This is a genomic window from Bifidobacterium sp. LH_230 (assembly GCF_056357555.1).
On record NZ_JBKEWJ010000001.1, the window covers coordinates 183982 to 204055 of the forward strand.

Sequence of the window (20074 nt, forward strand, 5' to 3'; positions counted from 1 at the left end):
TTCTCAGCTCCCTCGGCCGAGGAAGCTGTCAACCGTAGTTTGACTGAGGGAGCGTCAGACCCATCACATTAAATCCGACAGACCACTAGTACTTTGTCGGACCTAAACCGACGCGTTGTTATTCTCGGCTCCCTCGGCTGAGGGAGCTGTCAACCGTAGGTTGACTGAGGGAGCGTCAAACCCATCACATTAAATCCAGCAAAATACCAGTCGATCTCTGAGGGTACACCGAACAATCCCAGCCGAAACCGGGCAACCCTCAGTTCGGCGCGGACAAACTTTGCACGTCCACCGGTAGACTGGTGTGCGATCGATCATTATGGAGGGTACATGACGGACGAACAACTGGCATGGGATTTTGACACGCCCGCGAACGGCGACGGCGGTGACGCCGCTGCTCCGGCCGTGGTGGAGGACACCGGTCTGAACCGGTTCGCGCCCGGCAGCGAGCCGTGGATCGCCGCGTTGCAGCCGACCGACGACGACGCGATGCGGCTCGACCGGCTCGACGTCGCCGCGATGTCGTCCGAGGCCGCCGCGCGACTGTGGGCGCGGGTGGCCGCATGGGTCGAATCAGACCAGATCGCCTACTACATCGACGACTCGCCCGTCTCGTCCGACGCCGCCTATGACGCGCGGCTGCGCTGCCTGCAGCGTCTCGAGGCCGAATTCCCGTCGCTTGACTCGCCGCAGAGTCCCACGCATCGTGTCGGCGGCACGTTCTCCAACGACTTCGCGTCCGTACGTCATCCGTCGCGCATGATGAGCCTCGACGACGTGTTCTCGATCGAGGAACTGCGAGACTGGTACGATTCGGTCATCCGCGACCTCGACTGGCCCGAATCCAAGCCGCTGCCGATGAGCTGCGAGGTCAAGATCGACGGCCTCGCGTTGAACCTCATCTACCGCAACGGCGTGCTCGAACAGGGACTCACGCGCGGAGACGGCGTGACCGGCGAGGACATCACCCTGAACGTGCGCACCATCGGCTCCATCCCCGCGAACCTCGGAGGCCCGGCCGAAGACATCCCCGAATTCGTGGAGATCCGCGGCGAGGTGTTCATGCGCTGGGACGATTTCCGCACGTTGAACGACGAACAGGAGGACGCCGGCCGCGCCCCGTTCGCCAACCCGCGCAACGCGGCCGCCGGCTCGCTTCGCCAGAAGGACCCTCGCATCACCGCGACCAGGCGACTCAGCTTCTACGCGCACGGCATCGGCACGCTGCGCTGGGGCGCGGGGCGCGCCGCCGGCTCGCACGACGTGGTCAACGACCAGTCCGAGGCGTACGAACTGTACACCAAGTGGGGCGTGCCGGTCTCGCCGCACAACCGCACCGTCACGAACTTCCGGCAGATCCTCGACATGATCGACTACTACGGCGAGCATCGCGGCGACATCGAGCACGCGCTCGACGGCATCGTCGTCAAGGTCGACGACCTCGGTCTTCAGCGTGCGCTCGGCGCGACATCGCGCGCGCCGCGCTGGGCGATCGCCTACAAGTACCCGCCCGAGGAGGTTAACACCGAACTGCTCGACATCACCGTGCAGGTCGGCCGCACCGGACGTGTCACGCCGGTCGCCGTCCTGAAGCCCGTGTACGTGGCCGGCTCGACCGTCGCGCGAACCACGCTGCACAACCCGTCCGAAGTCAAACGCAAGGGCGTGCTCATCGGCGACACGGTCGTCGTGCGCAAAGCCGGCGACGTGATCCCCGAACTGGTCGGGCCGGTGCTGGAACGCCGCAAGGGGCGCGAGGACAAGCTGCGCGAGTTCGTCATGCCTTCGGTCTGCCCATCGTGCGGGGCGAAACTCGCGCCGGCCAAGGAAGGCGACAAGGACATCCGCTGCCCGAACGTGGAAAGCTGCCCCGCGCAGCTGACCGAACGCATCATCAACCTCGCTTCGCGCAAGGCGTTCGACATCGAGCATCTGGGCGACCAGTCGGCCATCGCCTTGACCAATCCGGAGGAGAACCGGCCGGATACGGTCGCGACCTACGCGCCGAACATCACCGAGATTCTCGTCAAACCGGGCGAGGAGCCGGACCCGTACGACCCGGTCGCAGGGCTGGAACTGCCACCCGTGCAGACGCCGGCGCTCTCCAGCGAAGCCGGACTGTTCGATCTGACCGCCGCGGATTTGCGAGACGTGCGCGTGTGGCGCGAGGCCGCGATCATCGAAGTGCATGAGACGGTTGACGCCGACGGGCGCAAGAAGAAGGTGCGCAAGCGGATCGGCGGCTCGGGGCTGTGGCATCAGGTGCCCGCGTTCTGGACCGCGCCCACTGCGACGAAGAGGCTCACGGCCAAGCAGTTGGCCGAGCGCGGCGAGACAACGGCCGAGGCCGACGCGATCTATCCAGACTATGACGTGCCGGCCGACGCGGTCGTCGTGCGCGTCGACCACAAGACCACGCGTACGGGCGAGACCGACGTGCCGGTCATCATCCGGCCCGGTGAGAACACGCGCAAGATGTTCGACGAAATGGACAAGGCACGCCACGCCGACCTGTGGCGCGTGCTCGTCGCGCTGTCCATCCGCCGGCTCGGCCCGCCCACCGCGCGGCTTATCGCCTCTGCTTTTGGCTCGCTGGACGCGATCGAGCAGGCGAGTGAGGAGGATCTGTCCGCCATCGACGGTATCGGGCCGGAGATCGCTCAGTCCGTGGTGACATGGTTCGCCGAGGCGCGCGAGCCGGGCAATTGGCGCGGTGCCGTGCTCGACGCGTGGAAGCGTGCCGGCGTGGGTGTGGGCGCGGCCGAGGTGAGCGACCTGCCGCAGACCCTAGCCGGCAAAACCGTCGTCGTGACCGGTTCGCTGGAAGGCTACTCGCGCGACTCCGCCAAGGAGGCGATCATCGAACGCGGCGGCAAGGCGGCCGGGTCGGTCAGCAAAAAGACCGACTACGTGGTCGTCGGCGCCAACGCCGGTTCCAAGGCCGCCAAGGCCGAGGAGCTCGGCATCCCCATGCTCGACGAGGCCCAGTTCGCCACGCTGCTGGCATCGGGCGAGGTCTGATCGTCCGCTGTCGGTTCCCGGGATTGTGGGGCAGGAGATCCCGGGAACTGGGTATGTGTGGTTTGTTGGGGCAGATCCGCTATTTTCCGCCAAAGTGCTATGTGCGTTTGTGCATAAATGTGAGTTTGCCGGTTCCCGGGATTGTTCCGTCCGATCTTGGGAACCAGCTTATGTGGATAACTCGAGCGTTCGACCACATACCCCGGTTGGGCTTGCCTGATTGGCCGTCGGCCTGTAGCCTCGCCGCATGAGTTCTTTCATGTACGATGAGGCGCTGCAACTGATGCAGCAACGTCGAGGTCAGTGTGCCGTCCTTGCAGCTGATCTGGATATCGTCCCCGTATTTTCGCACTGCAGCGCACTGGAGTATTGGGGTACATCCCCGCCTCCTGACTGCGGACTGTCCGTCGACCGGCATCACATCGTTTTTGCAGATAAATCCAGGCGACGTCGGTACGACAACGTGATTACGCACTCGTGGAAAGGCAGGTTCCTGATTCAGCAGACAGACACCTATGGTGTGACGCGTCCGGCCATGACATGGGCGCAGATGTCTCGATATTGCAGCGAGGAGAGTCTGGCGGTTATCGCAGGATCATTTGCATGCAGGGATCGTCGCCGTAGGGTCGCCTCCATAGACGATCTCGTACGGTATGCAACGGATGTCAAAGGATTCCAAGGGCGTACGAAATGCCTGAGCATAGCGCCGTTTCTCGCGGCGAATACAGACTCGCCTCCGGAATCCCAAGTCTATGTTCTGGTCATGAGGAATGGACTGGGCACGCCGTCGGTCAATCATCGCGTTGTGTTTGGGCCGAACGATTACTGCTTCATAGATATAGCGTATCCGGATATCAAGCTTGGCATAGAGTATCAGGGTGGATATCATGCCGGTGCCGGTCAGATGCGTGCGGATGCCAGACGGCTCAACAGACTGAGATTGGCTGGCTGGGAGACCATATTGGTCACGGCGGCCGATCTGGTTGATGATATTGCGCGTCAGCGGATCGTGCAGGTCATCAGGCTGATGATGGAGCGACAGATGCGTCTGCTGGGACTGGCCAAGGTGTTTATATGATCTCTCTGGTTCCCGGGATTGTGGGCTGGAAATCCCGGGAACTGGGTATGTGCGGTTTGCTGGTTTAAATCCGCTGTTTTCCGCCAAAGTGCTATGTGCGTTTGTGCGCAAATGTGAGTTTTCCGGTTCCCGGGATGCGCGAGCCCAATCCCGGGAACCGGGGGACTGCCTCTGGCATGCCGCGCGATCTCACGCTAGTCTAGGTGAGGCAATAAGGAGGACGACATATGACAGCAGACACCCGGCATATTGAGGCGGCCATCTATGACCGGCTCAGCAGAGTCATCGACCCCGAACTGGGACGGTCGGTCACCGATCTGGGCATGATCGCGGCGATCAACGCGGTGCCGGCAGATGCGGCCGAGTCGACGGCCGACGGCCAGCCGGCCTATGACGTGACCATCCAAGTCGAACTGACCGTGCCCGGCTGCCCGCTCTCGGAGACGATCACCAACCAGATCAACGGCGCGGTCGCCTCCTACCCGGACGCGAGCCTCACCCCGCACATCGAGGTCACGTCGATGAGCCACGACAAGCTCGCCGACCTCGTCGCCGATCTCAAGGCCGAACGCAAGCAGAACCCGTTCAACAAACCCGGCATCAAGACGCGCATCTTTGCGATCGCTTCCGGCAAGGGCGGCGTCGGCAAGTCGTCGGTCACCGCGAACCTCGCCGCCACGTTCGCCGCGCTCGGATACGACACGGCCGCCATCGATGCGGACATCTACGGTTTCTCGCTGCCGAAACTGTTCGGCGTGCACACGCAGCCCACGAACCTGAACGGCATGCTTATGCCGGTGACCGCGTGGGGCGTCAAGCTGATCTCGATCGGCATGTTCGCGGGCGCCGACCGGGCGATCCTGTGGCGTGGCCCGCGACTGCAGCGGTCTTTGGAACAGTTCCTCGCCGACGTGTGGTGGGGCGAACCGGACGTGCTGCTGCTCGACCTCGCGCCCGGCACCGGCGACATGGCGATCTCCGTGGCGCAGACGTTGCCGAACGCCGAACTCGTGGTCGTCACCACCCCGCAGCCGAGCGCGTCCGATGTGGCCGTGCGGTCTGGTCTGGTCGCGTTGCAGGTGCCGATGAAGGTGCGCGGCGTGGTCGAGAACATGAGCTGGTACGAACACAAAGGCGAAAAACTGCGCATCTTCGGCGAAGGCGGCGGCCAGCGGGTGAGCGAGCAGCTCACCGACGCGCTCGGCTACGATGTGCCGCTTATGGCCCAGCTGCCGCTCGAACCGGAACTGCGCGAGACGGGGGAGGGTGGCCGGCCGGCCGTGCTCACGCCCGAAGGCGCGTTGCGGACCGACGGCATCGGCCGGGAATTCCGCGCGCTCGCCGAACGACTGATGCGCTGACCGGCGTGGGATACCCATCTCGCGCCATTTTGTAACGCGGAGCGTGACCGGGCGCGGCGTGCGGTTTTGGTTGTGTGTTCAAAAGGTTGATTTTTCAACGTTTTGAACATGGATATATCAGACCGATGCGCTCCCTGTCACGCTCCACGTCACAAAGCGCAAGAAGCCCCCGGCCGATTAATATCGGTCGGGGGCTTCTTCAGATCACACCATCAGATCATAAGGATCAGATGTGGAAGTACAGCTCGTACTCCAGCGGGGTCGGGGCCAGACGGGCCTGATCGATCTCGCCGCGCTTGATGTCGATCCACGTCTCGATCAGGTCGTCGGTGAACACGTCGCCGGCGGTCAGGAAGTCGTGGTCGGCCTCAAGGGCGTCCATCGCCTCGGCGAGCGAGCTCGGGACCTGCTTGATGCCGGCGTGCTCTTCCGGCGGCAGCTCGTAGAGGTCCTTGTCGACCGGCTCCGGCGGTTCGATGTGGTTGAGGATGCCGTCCAGGCCAGCCATGAGCTGGGCGGAGAAGGCCAGGAACGGGTTGCAGGACGGGTCCGGAGCGCGGAACTCGATACGCTTGGCAGCCGGGGAGGTGCCGGCCAGCGGGATACGGATGGCCGCGGAACGGTTGCGGGCCGAGTACACGAGGTTGACCGGGGCCTCGAAGCCCGGGACCAGACGGTGGTAGGAGTTCAGCGACGGGTTGGTGAAGGCCAGCACGGAGGAGGAGTGCTTGATCAGGCCGCCGATGTACCAACGGGCGATGTCCGAGAGGCCACCGTAGTTCTTCTCATCGTAGAACAGCGGCTTGCCATCCTTCCACAGGGACTGGTGGCAGTGCATGCCGGTGCCGTTGTCGCCGGCGAGCGGCTTCGGCATGAAGGTCGCGGCCTTGCCGGCCAGAGCGGCGGTCTCGTGCACGACGTACTTGTACTTCATCAGGTCGTCGCCCGCGTGCTGCAGGGAGTTGAAGCGGTAGTTGATCTCCTGCTGGCCGGCGCCGGCGACCTCGTGGTGGGAACGCTCGAGGATCAGACCGACCTTCTGCAGGTTGGCGACCATGTCGTCGCGCAGGTCCTGGGTGTGGTCGATCGGCGGAACCGGGAAATAGCCGCGCTTGACGCGGTTCTTGAACGCGATGTTCGGGGTGCCGTCCTCTTCGGTGTCAAGGCCGGTGTTCCACGGGGCCTCGATGGAGTCGACCTCGTAGAAGGAACGCTGCATGGAGTTCTCGTAGCGGACCTTGTCGAAGATGAAGAACTCGGCCTCCGGCGCGAAGGACGCGGTGTCGGCGATGCCGGTGGACTTCAGATAGGCCTCGGCCTTGCCGGCGACCTGACGCGGGTCGCGCGAGTACGGCTCGTCGGTCAGCGGGTCGACGATGGAGAAGGCCACGTCGAGGGTCTTGTGCTTGCGGAACGGATCGACGAAGGCGGTCGTGACGTCCGGCACGAGCTTCATGTCGGACTCGTTGATGGCCTGGAAGCCTTCGACGGAGGAACCATCGAACGGCATGCCGTCGGTGAACGCGTCCTTGAGGAACTCGCTCGCCGGCACGGTGAAGTGCTGCTGCACGCCGATCAGATCAGTGAAACGGACGGAGACATACTCGATGCCTTCCTTGTTGATAAGGGCCTCGGCGTCTTCCTTGGACTTGAGTTCGGTCACGGGACCGCTCCTTTCGTGAAGTTACTTACAGGCTTACAGTCTAGGAACGTGCGTTTCGCCCGCTCGTCGTTTCGGTTACGAGAATGTTTCGAGACGGCGAATCGACGATGTGTGGACGGGCTGTGCCGCGGAATCATGCGATTGCCGTGTTACGACATGTTACGTGAGCGGTCACGGACGTGTTCGATTAGTGAGATCAGGGGAGCGGTGACGTGGCGGTGAATGGCTGCGAAATCCCGCTACGACACGGATGGTACGAAAAAAGGGTTGCGATCGCAATGATCGCAACCCCTAAAAAGTTGGACTCAAGATCAGCGGCCGCGCATGGCGCGACGGCTCACGCGCTGCGGGCGCGTCGGGTCGATGCCCTTCGGAATACCGTAGCCAGCCTTGGTCTGCAGCGTGTCAAGACGCTTGTTCAGCGTCTCCAGCTCGCTCTTGGTAAGGATGAAGCGCGTGGTCGGCTTGATCTTGTACCACATCGTGTCCCACCAGCCGGTCGGCTGGGACTTGGGCTGGTACGCCTTCTGCTTGACGACGGTCTTGCGCAGGTCCTTGAGACGGGTCTGGTTCGCGCCGGTGCCCACGTAGATGCGGTAGACCGGGATCTTCGAGCCGGCGGTGACGCCCTTGATGCTCTGCTCCTGACGGTTCATCGCATGCTTGACGCGCTCGTAGTCGCCTTCGCCGAGCAGGTAGATGCCGTTGTATCCGGTGCCGCGCCAGATCATGTCCTTGGTCCTCGGATCAACCCACACCGGCTGCTCGGGGAAGTTGAAACCGGCCTTGTTGATGTTCTTGAGCACGCTGACCGCCGCGCCCGGACGGCCTTCGAGCTTGGCGTAGCCGACCTTGTCGGCACGGTTGGTGAGCATCATGGTGGCGAACAGCATGGCGAGCATGATCGCGGTGATCATCAGGAAGATCCACGAGAGCACCGACCAGTGGAACACGATGCCCAGAATGATGAACAGCACGATCGGCGCGGCGACGACGCCGGCGATCAGCCACGGCAGTGACTTGTCTTCCGCGGCCGTGTACTTGTAGATCTGCTTGATCTGGTCGATCGTCGTGCCCATTCGCGAGAAAAAGCCGGTCTTCTTCGGCTTCGCTTCCTTCTCAGCCATGTAATTCCTTTACCTTTCCAAGGGTTGACACACTATCTCACCACTTTACCAGCACCATTGCCCCGACAGGGCCGTGCCACCGCGGTATCCGCCGTGGCACGTCAGCGCGTGTGCAGCGGTCTCCCGTCGGCCTTGAGCAGCGCCTCGCCGAGCGTTTCGGAGAACGTGGGATGCGGATGGATGAGCCGCGCCGCCTCGCTTAGCGGCACCCGGTTGCCGACGATCTGTTCGGCCTCCGCGATCAGGTCGGACGCCAGCGGCGAGATGATATGCACGCCGAGCACGACCGGCGTATCCGGATCGGACGCATACGTGCCCGACACGATCGACAGCGAACCGGCGGAACCGGACATGAGCATGCGGGCGTTGCCGAGCATCGGATACACGGTCTCCGACACGGACTCCAGATCGTCGCGAGACTGCGCCTGATCAAGCGTCAGGCCGACGCTCGCCGCTTCCGGTGAGGAGAACACGACCTGCGGCACCGTCGTATCGTCCACCGGCTTCGGATTGAGTCCGGCGATCGATTCGGCCACGACGATGCCCTGTTCGAACGCGCGATGCGCCATCGCGGGGCCTTCGGTGATGTCGCCGAGCGCCCACACGCCTGGCAGGTTCGTGCGTCCGAAGTCGTCGGTGACGACCATGCCGGCATTATCCAGCGTAAGTCCGCTCCGCGCGATCCAACCGGCGTCGGTGATCGGGTCGCGACCGATCGCGGCCAGCGCGATCTCGCCCCACACCGTCAGCTGCTCGGACTGATCGGCACTGGTCTGCCGCGTGTAGTGCACGGTCGCGCCGAGGTTCGCCCCGGTATCGACCTGCGTGACGGACGTGTGCGTGACGATCTTCACGCCATGCCGCTTCAGCTCTCGCGTGAGCGTGACCGCCGCGCGCCGATCCCAGTTCGACAGCACGCGGTCCTTGCGGATGAGCAGCGTCACGTCGCAGCCGGCCGTCGCCCACATGGACGCGAATTCGAGCGCGACCGCGCCTGAACCGATGATGACCGCGCTGGCCGGGAACTCGTCGAGTTCGAGCGCCTGCGTGGAGTCGATGAGCGCGCCGCGGAAGTCGATGCCCGGCAGCGGACGTGGACGCGAACCGGTCGCGACGACGACCTCGTTCGCCGAGATCGTGACGATCGGCTCGAGCGGCTGGGGAACACCGGCCTTGATGAACCGTTCGACGGGGGAGCCGTCGCGGCCGGTGACGGTGAGCGTGTGTTGGGCGGGGGAGGATTGTGAGGGCACGGGCTGTGTCGGATCGGCTGATGGCGCGCCGGCCGGCGTATCGTCCAGTCCGGTGACCTCGCCGTGGAAGACCGTCACGCCGCGGTGCGCGAGCAGTCCGGCCAGGCCCTTGGTCATCGTGTCGACGATGTGCAGACGATAGTCGTGCAGTCGGCCGAAGTCGATGCCGTCGACCGACGCGTTCACGCCAAGCTCGGCCGCGCGATGCACGGTGTCGATCGTGTGCGTGGCGGTGATGAGCGCCTTCGACGGAATGCAGCCGCGGTTGAGGCACGTGCCGCCGAGCGTCGCGTCGCGTTCGATCAGCGCGACCGTGCGTCCCAGTTGCGCGGCGCGCAGCGCGGTCGAATAGCCTCCTGGACCGGCTCCGACGATCGCGATGTCAAATTGTTCCACACGCTGTTCCACGTTGTGCCTCCTTGCTGTTTCTTGGCCCCTACGGCTGAGGGGTCAAGAAAAAACGAATAACAAAAATGGCTCCCATGAAGGGAGCCATAACGATCACTCGGGGAAGTGCCCGCGCTTGGGATAGCGCGGCTTCGGCAGCCTCCAGCGGCGCACCTGAATCGCGCGGCTCCACGCGTACGAGCCGGAACGCATGCCCTTGGCGACGGAACGCTCGCCGAACTTCTCGACCAGCTTCACCTTGAGCTTGCGCCACATCAGCCACACGTCGATGATCACGGCGAACAGGTACACGTACATGAGGATCATGAGCGGCAGCGACAGCTGCGGCGCCACGGTCGTCACCAGAATCGACGCGAACATGATGACCACGGCCACCGGAATGAAGAACTCGCCCAGGTTGAAACGTGCGTCCACGTAATCGCGGATGTAGATGCGCCACGGCAGACGCTCGGCCTTCGGCATGTGGGCCACATCGCCCTTCTGCATCGCCTCGTACTCGGCGTCCTCACGGGCGCGGATGCGGGCCTTGGCCTCCTTTGCGCTGGCCTTGCGGTCGGCCGGCACCAGCGGGCGGATGTTCTGCGCCTGCGCCTGCTTCATCTTCGGAGTCGGTCGACCCTTCTTCTCCTGCGGGGACTTCGCGGCAGCGGCCTTGGCCTGCGCGTCCGCGGGCTGATCGGCTTCTTCCTTCTTCTTGAATGGATTCCATGTCATGTCAGCCCACAGTACGGCCACGCCTCGACGCGGCCGGCCCGCGGCCGGGCCGCTACAATGGCTTGAGACATACCGTTTGCACGCACTATATAAAGGAGCATCATGGCATCAGTCACCGCCGATGAGATCCGTTCGCGCGTCGAAGCCGACTTCGGACGCATCGTCGATCTGCTCGGACGCAAGATCGCGCTCAAATCCGTCTCCGCACAGGGCATCACTGGAGAACATATGAAGCGTTCCGCCGAATTCGTGGCCGAGGAGCTGCGCGAGGTCGGCGTCGACGCGAAGGTCGTCCAGTCGCACAATCCGGATGGCACGCCCGGCGCATGGGAGGTCATCGGCTCGCACATCGTCGACCCGGCGGCCCCGACCGTGCTCCTCTACGCGCACCACGACGTGCAGCCCGTGCCGGACGCGTCCGCGTGGGACACCGACCCGTTCGTCGCCACCACCGTCGGCGACCGCCTGTACGGCCGCGGCTCGGCGGACGACGGCGGCGGCATCGCCATCCACTCCGGCGCGCTCAAGGCCCTGGGCGACGATCTCAAGGTGAACATCAAGGTGTTCATCGAAGGCGAGGAGGAGATGGGTTCCGCCAGCTTCATCCCGTTCATAGAGGAGCACAAGAGCGACTTCGAATCCGACGTGATCATCGTCGCCGACTCGGGCAACTGGTCCGCGGAAATCCCGTCACTGACCACCTCCCTGCGCGGCAACACCGGCGTGGACGTGACCGTGCGGTCCCTGACCCATCCAGTCCACTCCGGCCAGTACGGCGGCCCGATCCTCGACGCGAACACGCTCGCCGCGATGCTCATCGCCTCCATGTACGACGCCAACGGCGACCTCGCCATCCCCGGCGTGCTCGCGCAGGAGCCGGTCGGCGGCTTGCAGCAGGACGTGGACGAGGGCGGCGTGCGCGCCGACGCGGGCGTGGTCGACGGCTATCGTCTCGCCGGCACCGGATCGCTCGCCTCGCGCCTGTGGACCAAGCCGAGCATCACCGTGATCGGCTTCGACGCGCACCCGGTCGAAGGCTCGTTCAACGTGATCGCCCCCGAAACCACGTTCCGCCTGTCCCTGCGCACCGCGCCGGGCCAGCGTCCCGAAGAGGCGCAGGCCGCGCTCGCGGACTTCCTGCGCGAGCACGCCCCGTTCGGCGCCGAGGTCGAGGTCAAGCCCACCGACAACGGCATGGGTTGGGCGATGGACCCGAACGCGGAGGCCACCAAGGACGCGCTCGAGGCCATGCGCGAGGCGTTCGGCGTGGAACCGATCAACCAGGGCCAGGGTGGTTCCATCCCGTTCATCCCCGAACTGCAGCGCATCTTCCCGTCCGCGCAGGTGCTCGTCACCGGCCCGGAGGACCCGAAGGCCAACGCGCACAGCCCGAATGAGTCCATCAGCCTCTACGGTTTAAAGCACAACGTCATCACCGAGGCGCTCCTGCTCGCCAAACTCGGCAAGTAGGCGGTTGGTGGCCGGCTGCGGGGCAAATCGCGGACATCGTCGGTGATCTGCCCCGCAACCGACCGTCCTAGCGGGGCGAGTCGTGCATGACATCAGTGATCTGCCCCGCAATCATCCGTCTAAGCGAGGCAAAGCGCCGAAGATATCCGGGAATTGCCCCGCAAACGACCCTCTAAACGGGGCAAGTCACTGAACTTATCCGGGGCTGCCCCGCGGCGGGGCTGCTGGTGGAGCGAGTTACTGACTATGCCAGAGATTTGCCCCGCAATCGGTCGGCGTGAAGGTGGAAACGGATATTGGTCTCGGGATGGGTTATGCTCGTGGGGTTGACACGGGAGCTGTGAACGGTTGCGGATACTGACCGCAACGGCATGGCTGAGATGGGATGCGTCCCGACCGATTGAACGTGACCGGGTAATGCCGGCGCACGGACGTCGCCTTCCCGTGCCTGATATTCGTTGGCGTTCGGCCCTCAGGCCGGCGTCCCAGAGGAAAGGCGCGATCCAATGGTCGAGCACTCGATGACCGGTTCTTCCCTTGCTGATCCTGTGGCCGACGGTGCGTCTGACATCACGGCCGATACCATGTCTGCCATCGCATCGACTCCGCAAACCGGCATCGCGCCGGCGGCGGTCAGCGCTCGCGGCTGGGGATGGCGGCACACCACGCGGCGCGACTTCGCGCTGCGACACGTAGACTTCGACATCCGTCCCGGCGAGCGCGTGCTGCTGCTTGGCGCGTCCGGCGCGGGCAAATCGACGCTGATGGCCGCGCTCGCCGGCGTGCTCGGCGGTGCCGACGACGGCGAAGAGGAAGGCACGCTCACCGTTGACGGCATGGACGCTCGTGCCGCGCGAGGCCGCGCCGGACTGGTATTGCAGGACCCCGATTCGCAGATCATCCTCGAACGGGTCGGCGACGACGCCGCATTCGGCTGCGAAAGCCTCGGCGTGCCGCGCGACGAGATCTGGAAACGCGTGCACGAATCATTGGATATCGTCGGGCTCGGCGACCTTGCGCTCGACCGATCCACGCAACACATGTCCGGCGGCCAGCGTCAGCGGCTCGCATTGGCCGGCGTGCTCGCCATGCATCCGGGACTGCTGCTGCTCGACGAACCGACCGCGAACCTCGACCCGGCCGGCGTGCGCGAGGTGCATGACGCGGTCAAGCAGGTGCTCGAGCGCACGCATGAGACGATGATCGTCGTCGAACATCACATCGACGTGTGGCTCGACCTGATCGACCGGGTGATCGTGCTCGGCAAACCCGACCCGGACGATCTGACCGGCGGCGTGATCGCCGACGGCACGCCCGACGAGGTGTTCTCCACGGTCGGCGACGTGCTCGCGGCCGGCGGCGCGTGGGTGCCCGGCCGTCGCATCCCCACTGAGTATCGCGACCCGGACGGGGCAATGCGGCCGCTGAACCCGGCATCCCATATCGACCCCGAACATGCCGGCGAGCCGGTGCTGCGCGCCGACGACCTCTCGTTCGGTCGTGGCAAGGCGCTCGGCGAACACGTGAACCTCGAGTTCCACGGCGGCGAGGTGTATGCGCTCATGGGGCCGAACGGCGCGGGAAAATCCACGCTCGCGCTCACCTTGGCAGGACTGCTGCCGCCGATCGCGGGGCATGTGCGTGTGGGCGCCGGCATGGTGCCGGACGGGCGCGGCGACGACCCGCATGAATGGAAGAGCCGCGAACTGCTGGGGCGCGTAGGCATGGTGTTCCAGGAACCGGAGCACCAGTTCGCCACGGCGAGCGTGCGCGCCGAAGTGGCGCTCGGCCCCACATCGATGGGCAAGACGGACGAGGACGCGAACCGCATCGCCGACGACATGCTCGCCCGGCTCGGCCTGACCCGCTTCGCACCCGCCAACCCGTACACGCTCTCGGGCGGCGAAAAACGGAGGCTCTCGGTCGCATCCATGCTGGCCGCCGCGCCGCGCGTGCTCATCATGGACGAACCCACGTTCGGCCAGGATTTCGCCACATGGACCGAAATGATGCGGCTCATCGCCATCGCACGAGACGAAGGCTCCGCCGTCATCATGGTCACGCACGACGAACCGCTCGTCGAGGCGCTCGGAGCCCGCCGCATCATGTTCACGCAGGACGGATTGCGCATTGGCATTTCGCGCGAGCATGGCTCCCGTCCTGTCACTCGTGATGAGGGAGCCTCCCATCCTGTCATTTCGAACGAGTGTAGCGAGTCGAGAAATCTTCGTTCGGGTGATGATGGGCGGAAAGATTTCTCCGCTCCGCTCCGCTCCGGTCGAAATGACGTGGATGGGGCGGACTCCCATGACGGAGACATCGTCGCGACCGTGCACGTCACGCCGACGAACGAACGCGTGGAGGCGGCCAAACCGGCGTCGCCGTCATGGTTCGTCGCCAAACTCAACCCGGTCACCCGTTTCGCGATGGGCCTGATCATGTGCATCCCCATGTTCTTCAGCCTCGACGTGGTGAGCGCATCCATCGCACTCGGCCTCGAATTCGCGCTGCTGTGGATCGGCGGCGTGAACCCGCTCGCCGTGTGCCGCAAGACCTGGCCGATCTGGGTCGGCGCGGCCGGCGCGTTCATCTCCATCGTCCTGTACGGCCAGGCATCCGGCGCGAGTTATTTCCAACTTGGCGTCATCCACGTCACGCAAGGCTCCCTGTACCTCGGCTGCGCGATGTTCCTGCGCGTGCTCGCCATCGCCATGCCCTCGGTCATCCTCATCCTCGGCCTCGACCCGACCGATCTGGCCGACGGGCTCGTCCAGCTCGTGCACTTGCCGTCCCGCTTCGTATACGGCGGCCTGGCCGGCATGCGCATGTTCACCCTCCTGCAGGACGACTGGCGCGCATTGGGCCTGTCGCGCCGGTCGCGCGGCCTCGGCGACGAAGGCGCGGTCAAGCGTGCGATGGCGCAGGCCTTCGGCCTTCTGGTGCTTTCGATCCGCCGCGCCACCAAACTCGCCACCGCGATGGAGGCCCGCGGCTTCGGCTCGGACCGGCCGCGCTCGCAGGCCCGCGTCTCCCGCCTGCACGCGATCGATGCGGTCGGCTATGTGATCGCCGTGGTCGTGCCGGTGTTCGCGCTGGCGGTCGCCATCAAGACCGGCTTCTGGAACCAGCCGTTGCTCTCGTAACGCTGGCAGACATCGGCGTCGATGTCTGCCAAACCCTGTTTGACGATTGAGAGGCTGATATCGTGAGTCGTCTGGGTCGGCTTGACGATCGAGAGGCTGTCAATCGCTCCGCCGACCCCAAATATCGGTTGAAGAACGGTATGTAACCGTTTCAATAATGGGGCTAAGACAAACGTCTAGCCTCTCGATCGTCAAACCGACTTGAGCGAAGGGACAAATCTGCCTCTCAAACGGCAAACTCCTTGCGAGAACATGTTCTCGCAAGGAGTTATGGCATGCGCGCAAACCCGGTCAGCGATGGCGGCGCAACGGGGCCAGTTCGAACACCTCGTCGGAGGCTGCGGCCACCTCGGGGCTGTGGGTGACGATGATCACGCAGCGGTCCTCGTCGTGGGCCAGCGACCGGAAGATCGACATGATGTCGTCCTGCGTGGCCATGTCAAGGTTGCCGGTCGGCTCGTCCGCCACCACGACCTTCGGGTCGTAGCTCAACGCCCGGGCGATCGCCACGCGCTGCTGCTCGCCGCCCGACAGGTGCAGGATGCGCTCGTTCGCGTATTCGGCCGGCAGATGCACCTGTTCGAGCAGCTGCACCGCGATGTCCTTCTTCGGCTTGCCGAACGTCTTGCCCGAAGCGTCCATCGACAGGATGATGTTCTCCGCCACCGTCAGCTGCGGCAGCAGGTTGAAGCTCTGGAAGATCACGCCGATGTCGTGGCTGCGATAGTCGTAGCGGTCCTGCTTGGCGAGGTCCTTGCCGTTGTAGACGACCTTGCCGCCGGTGGGGGAAGTCAGGCCCGAGATGAGCGAGAGCATCGTGGTCTTGCCCGCGCCGGACGGGCCGGTGATCGAATACACCTCGCCGGTGCGGAAGGTGTGGCTGATGCCGTTCAGCACCTTCTTGCCGCCTTTGGTGTACGAGTAGCTGACGTTGTCGAGTTCGAGGATGGGGGTTGGTTCGGTCATGATGACAGTCCTTGTGTGATGAAGTGTGATGGGTGGGCTCCCCTCGGCGGGAGGGGAGCCGTGAGCCGGGAAATTACGAGCGGTCCGCGAGGATCTGCAGCGGCTCGTAGCGCATGACGAATACGACGGCGACGAGTGCGGCGACCAAGGTCAGGCCGAGGCCGATGAGCAGGAGCTGGCCGACGATCTTGAGGTTCACGGTCGCGTTCACGCTGGAGACGTAGTTCACGGCCTGGCCCATCATGCCGCGCGGTCCGTTGCCGCTCGGCTGGCTCGGAGCATTGTTCGAGTTCGATTCGGAGGGCGACGAGCTGGACGAGTCGGAAGATGAATCGGAATCGGACGAGCTGCTCGACGAGGCGGACGAGCTGTCCGACGAGCCACCCTGCGCGCCCGGCCCCTGCATATCGCGGCCGAACTGCGCGTTCTGGCTGGACGCCTGCGATTCCTGCTGCTCGACCTGCGCGGCCAGCAGCTGGTTCGACACCGGCACCGAGGCGACCGCGCCGCCCGCCGCGCCGAGCGCCAGGCCGATCATCGTGACCACGAGCAGCTCGAACGTGAACTGCGCCGCCACCTTGACCTTCTTCACGCCGATCGCCGTGAGCACGCCGACCTCGTACTTGCGTTCGCGCACGTTGAACAGGGTGAGCACCACGAGCACCACCGCACCCACGCCGAGCACGATCCACAGCAGGGTCAGCGCGAACTGCGCGAGGTTGTCGAGTGGCACGAGGCTGGACTCGTACTGTTCCACGTCGGCGGAGGAGACGGTGTAGTCGTCGCTCAGGCCGGCCTTCTCGACGTCGGAGACGAACTGCTCGTAATCGTCCTTGCTGGAGAACACGTACGTGTAGTTGAGCTGTGCGGCCGCGGTCTCGGTCGTGTTGCCGCTCGAGTCGGTGGATGAGGTGGTCGAATCGGCATCGAGTCCGAGCGACTTCAGCGTGGAGACGGACGTGTAGATCGCGTTCGCCGGGTCGGAGGCGGTCGAGCCCATCGGGCCGCCCATCTGGTTGGACGATTCGGTGCTGTTCTCGTAGATGCCGACGATGGTGAACGTGTAGGTGGTGTCCGCGTCGCTCGTGTTCTCGAGCGTGAACGTGTCGCCGACCTTGAGGTTGTTGAAGTCGGCGAGTTCCTTGGAGATGATCACGTTGCCGTCCGAATCGGAGTCGTAGCCGAAGACCTCGCCGTCGCTCATGGTGAACGTGCCGTTCTCGGCGTTGGCCACGGCCTCGTCGGAGGAGAAGCCGACGAGAGAGAAGTCGCCGGAGGTCATGGTCATGCCGCCCATGCCACCGCCCATACCGCCGCCGGGCTGGCCCTGCTGGCCGTCGCCGGACTGCTTGTTGTCGCCGTTGGAGTCGGAGGAGTCGGAGGAGTCGGACGAGTTGGAAGAGTTAGACGAGTCTGATGATGACGACGAGGACGAGCTGGACGACGAAGACGACGAGGAATCCTCGACCGGCTGCACGTCATCGGTTTCGGCCAATCCCGCGGTTTCCGTGTAGTACGTCGACTTCACCGCGCTGGACGCCTTCGCGTACTTCTCGTAGTCGGACAACGAGAGCTGCTTGTCGCTCATCGCCTCGCGCATAGCATCGAAGTCCGGCTTGGAATCGGACGAACTGGACGAGTCGGAGCTGTCTGATGAATCGGAGGACGACGAGCTGGACGATTCGCGCATCTCGCTGATCGCCTTGCTGCGGTCGAAACTGATCTGCGCGGTGATGGTGGTGTTCTCGAGACCGGTCTCGCGCGCGGTGACCGCCGCCTGCCGGATGGCCAGACCGATGGTGGCCGCCGCAGCGATGATCGCGACGATGATGGCGATCAGGATATTGCGCCCCTTGTTGCGTATGACGTTTCGCCATGCGTTTTTCACTACGAACATGATGATCCTCTTGTCTGGTCGCGCGGCTCCTGCGTGAACCGGGGATCGCGCGACTGGTGTTATTGCCTTGGATGGGGTCGAACTTGGCGACCCGATACCGTTATGAAACCGCGCGTTCGTGGCAGGGCGCTGTGCCGCGGCTGGAACGGCTCTGGCCGGTTCGTACGATGTTCGTGGAAGTTTCCTGAATGTCGGCTGAAGGTGGATGACCTGCTTTTGATCGTGATGCGAAGTCCGGCGTGTCGCCCGCTTTACTTCAAGTGCTCGAAGTTCCTAGCGTGGAGCATGTTCAAAAACACTGTTTCCGTTGATGAAGGAGCAAGACGATGAGCGCAACGATGAAGGCCGCGATCTTCGTGGAACCGGGCCGCATGGCCGTCGAGGAGGTGCCGAAGGCGCGTATTGAAGCCGATACCGACGCCGTGGTGCGTGTGGTGCGTGCCTGTGTGTGCGGTTCGGACCTGTGGTATTTCCGCGGGCTGTCCGACCATCCGCGGCACTCGCAGATCGGCCACGAGTCGATCGGCGTGGTCGAGGAGGTCGGTGCCGCGGTGACCTCGGTCAAGCCTGGCGACTTCGTGGTGCTGCCGTTCCCGTACAGCTGCGGCACCTGCCCGGTGTGCAAGGCCGGATTCGAATCCGTCTGCCCGCACGGCGGCTATTTCGGCGCGAGCCAGGCCGAGTACGTGCGCGTGCCGGAGGCGGACGGCACGGTCGTCGTCGTGCCCGGTTCGCCGGAGGACTATGATGACGCGACGCTCGCCTCGCTGCTGACCATCGCCGACGTGATGTCGACCGGATACCATGCGGCCGTTTCGGCCGAGGTCAAACCGGGCGACACCGCCGTGGTGATGGGCGACGGCGCGGTCGGCCTGTGCGGCGTGCTGTCGGCGCATATGCTCGGCGCGAAGCGCATCATCGCGATGAGCCGGCACGAGGACCGCGCGGCAGTCGCGCGCGAGTTCGGCGCAACCGACATCGTCGCCGAACGCGATCAGGCCGCGATCGACAAGGTGCTGGGGATGACCGGCGGCTACGGCGCGGACGCCGTGCTCGAATGCGTCGGATCGAAGCAGTCGTTCGATACTGCGATCGGCCTGATCCGCCGCGGCGGCGTGATCGGCCGTGTCGGTCTGCCGCATGATGTCGAGATCAGCGCGCAGGGCACGTTCTACGGCAACATCGGCATCAAGGGCGGCCCGGCACCGGTTCGCCATTACGATCTCGCCTCCGGTCTGCTCGACGCGGTGCTCGGGCACGAGATCAACCCCGGCCGCGTGTTCACCGGCGAATACGATCTCGACCACATCCAGGACGCCTACGAGGCGATGGACCAGCGCAAGGTCATCAAGTCCCTCATCCGCTTCTGAACCGATTCGTTTCCTCCTTCCGCATTCGCCGCCACGTTGCAGCCATTGCGTATGATGGCGACAGTGCGGAAGGAGGAACGTCATGACGGTGCCCGAAATCGAACAGCGGTGGATCGACAAGTTCCAAGAGAATCTGTCGATCATACGCAAGGTCGCCGGATGGACCACGCAGGAACTCGCTGATGAACTCGGCGTGGCCCGGCAAACCGTCTCCAATCTTGAGACCGGTAAAACGCCGATGAGCAAACTGCAATATCTCGCCTTGCGCACCGTGTTCAACGCGGAAATCGCAGAACACGACAACCGTGATCTCGCCCGAGTCATCACTACGTTGGTCGACGAGCCGCTGCGTGTGGAAGCCGTCCAACAGGTAGCGTTCGACGGCAATGGTGCCAGCATGTCCGATATCAACGCGGTATCGGACAACGCGTCGAAACATGTCAGCGGGAATGATGAGGGTGCGCGTTCCGGCACGAGGGCGGGACTTGTTTCTCCTGGCGCGGCCATGCGCGTCCTCACCGTCGTCACCGGTGCGCTCGCCAGCGGTGCCGCAGCCGGTGCGCTCGCCTTCCTCATGTTTCCGGACGGGGGCAAGCGCTAACG

At 64.4% G+C, this 20074-nt stretch carries 13 protein-coding genes; 7 read left to right on the top strand and 6 right to left on the bottom strand.

Annotation, left to right across the window (positions count from 1 at the left end; translation table 11 throughout):
• The first annotated feature begins 330 nt into the window (after window positions 1-330).
• The 3 genes from ligA to AC1A0G_RS00680 all read left to right on the top strand — a co-directional run bounded on the left by ligA (window position 331) and on the right by AC1A0G_RS00680 (window position 5460).
• Complete coding sequence (gene ligA, locus AC1A0G_RS00670; RefSeq protein ID WP_476526724.1) at window positions 331-3021, top strand: NAD-dependent DNA ligase LigA; 2691 nt, start codon at window positions 331-333, stop codon at window positions 3019-3021.
• A 259-nt stretch (window positions 3022-3280) separates the two neighbouring features.
• A complete protein-coding gene (locus AC1A0G_RS00675; protein WP_476526725.1) occupies window positions 3281-4099 on the top strand; it encodes an endonuclease domain-containing protein in 819 nt (272 codons plus the stop codon).
• Between the two features lie 227 nt (window positions 4100-4326).
• A complete protein-coding gene (locus tag AC1A0G_RS00680) occupies window positions 4327-5460 on the top strand; it encodes an Mrp/NBP35 family ATP-binding protein (RefSeq protein WP_476526726.1) in 1134 nt (377 codons plus the stop codon).
• 226 nt (window positions 5461-5686) lie between these two features.
• On the opposite strand, the gene glnA is transcribed toward AC1A0G_RS00680, so the two are convergent.
• The 4 genes from glnA to AC1A0G_RS00700 form a co-directional block, all read right to left on the bottom strand.
• On the bottom strand, window positions 5687-7123 hold the full coding sequence (gene glnA / locus AC1A0G_RS00685) for a type I glutamate--ammonia ligase (protein WP_163229209.1): 1437 nt from the start codon (window positions 7121-7123) through the stop codon (window positions 5687-5689).
• 311 nt (window positions 7124-7434) lie between these two features.
• Complete coding sequence (locus AC1A0G_RS00690) at window positions 7435-8250, bottom strand: DUF4191 domain-containing protein (RefSeq protein ID WP_476526728.1); 816 nt, start codon at window positions 8248-8250, stop codon at window positions 7435-7437.
• Between the two features lie 101 nt (window positions 8251-8351).
• Window positions 8352-9911 (bottom strand): FAD-dependent oxidoreductase, encoded by a 1560-nt coding sequence (locus tag AC1A0G_RS00695; protein WP_476526730.1) that lies wholly within the window; start codon window positions 9909-9911, stop codon window positions 8352-8354.
• Window positions 9912-10004: 93 nt separating this feature from the next.
• On the bottom strand, window positions 10005-10625 hold the full coding sequence (locus AC1A0G_RS00700) for a DUF3043 domain-containing protein (protein ID WP_476526731.1): 621 nt from the start codon (window positions 10623-10625) through the stop codon (window positions 10005-10007).
• 102 nt (window positions 10626-10727) lie between these two features.
• Between AC1A0G_RS00700 and AC1A0G_RS00705 the strand changes: the two genes are divergently transcribed.
• A complete protein-coding gene (locus AC1A0G_RS00705; RefSeq protein ID WP_476526733.1) occupies window positions 10728-12095 on the top strand; it encodes a M20/M25/M40 family metallo-hydrolase in 1368 nt (455 codons plus the stop codon).
• A gap of 584 nt (window positions 12096-12679) precedes the next feature.
• Window positions 12680-15238: an ATP-binding cassette domain-containing protein gene (locus AC1A0G_RS00710; protein WP_476526838.1), complete on the top strand. Its 2559-nt coding sequence runs from the start codon at window positions 12680-12682 to the stop codon at window positions 15236-15238.
• A 291-nt stretch (window positions 15239-15529) separates the two neighbouring features.
• On the opposite strand, the gene AC1A0G_RS00715 is transcribed toward AC1A0G_RS00710, so the two are convergent.
• Both AC1A0G_RS00715 and AC1A0G_RS00720 read right to left on the bottom strand, forming a co-directional pair.
• The gene (locus AC1A0G_RS00715) at window positions 15530-16204 is read right to left on the bottom strand and encodes an ABC transporter ATP-binding protein (RefSeq protein ID WP_476526734.1); all 675 of its coding nucleotides are present in this window, start codon (window positions 16202-16204) and stop codon (window positions 15530-15532) included.
• Window positions 16205-16277: 73 nt separating this feature from the next.
• The gene (locus AC1A0G_RS00720) at window positions 16278-18101 is read right to left on the bottom strand and encodes an FtsX-like permease family protein (RefSeq protein ID WP_476526735.1); all 1824 of its coding nucleotides are present in this window, start codon (window positions 18099-18101) and stop codon (window positions 16278-16280) included.
• Window positions 18102-18427: 326 nt separating this feature from the next.
• On the opposite strand from AC1A0G_RS00720, the gene AC1A0G_RS00725 reads away from it, so the two are divergent.
• Together AC1A0G_RS00725 and AC1A0G_RS00730 are read left to right on the top strand one after the other, a co-directional pair.
• Window positions 18428-19471, top strand: coding sequence for a zinc-dependent alcohol dehydrogenase family protein (locus tag AC1A0G_RS00725; RefSeq protein ID WP_476526736.1), 1044 nt, complete (start codon window positions 18428-18430; stop codon window positions 19469-19471).
• An 82-nt stretch (window positions 19472-19553) separates the two neighbouring features.
• Entirely contained in the window at window positions 19554-20072 is a 519-nt protein-coding gene (locus AC1A0G_RS00730) for a helix-turn-helix transcriptional regulator (protein ID WP_476526737.1), read from the top strand.
• The last annotated feature ends 2 nt before the right edge of the window (window positions 20073-20074 follow it).

Coding starts and splice junctions, on each gene's coding strand:
- ligA (WP_476526724.1), top strand. CDS start 331: ATGACGGACGAACAACTGGCATGGGATTTTGACACGCCCGCGAACGGC.
- AC1A0G_RS00675 (WP_476526725.1), top strand. CDS start 3,281: ATGTACGATGAGGCGCTGCAACTGATGCAGCAACGTCGAGGTCAGTGT.
- AC1A0G_RS00680 (WP_476526726.1), top strand. CDS start 4,327: ATGACAGCAGACACCCGGCATATTGAGGCGGCCATCTATGACCGGCTC.
- AC1A0G_RS00690 (WP_476526728.1), bottom strand. CDS start 8,250: ATGGCTGAGAAGGAAGCGAAGCCGAAGAAGACCGGCTTTTTCTCGCGA.
- AC1A0G_RS00700 (WP_476526731.1), bottom strand. CDS start 10,625: ATGACATGGAATCCATTCAAGAAGAAGGAAGAAGCCGATCAGCCCGCG.
- AC1A0G_RS00705 (WP_476526733.1), top strand. CDS start 10,728: ATGGCATCAGTCACCGCCGATGAGATCCGTTCGCGCGTCGAAGCCGAC.
- AC1A0G_RS00710 (WP_476526838.1), top strand. CDS start 12,680: ATGTCTGCCATCGCATCGACTCCGCAAACCGGCATCGCGCCGGCGGCG.
- AC1A0G_RS00715 (WP_476526734.1), bottom strand. CDS start 16,204: ATGACCGAACCAACCCCCATCCTCGAACTCGACAACGTCAGCTACTCG.
- AC1A0G_RS00720 (WP_476526735.1), bottom strand. CDS start 18,101: ATGTTCGTAGTGAAAAACGCATGGCGAAACGTCATACGCAACAAGGGG.
- AC1A0G_RS00725 (WP_476526736.1), top strand. CDS start 18,428: ATGAGCGCAACGATGAAGGCCGCGATCTTCGTGGAACCGGGCCGCATG.
- AC1A0G_RS00730 (WP_476526737.1), top strand. CDS start 19,554: ATGACGGTGCCCGAAATCGAACAGCGGTGGATCGACAAGTTCCAAGAG.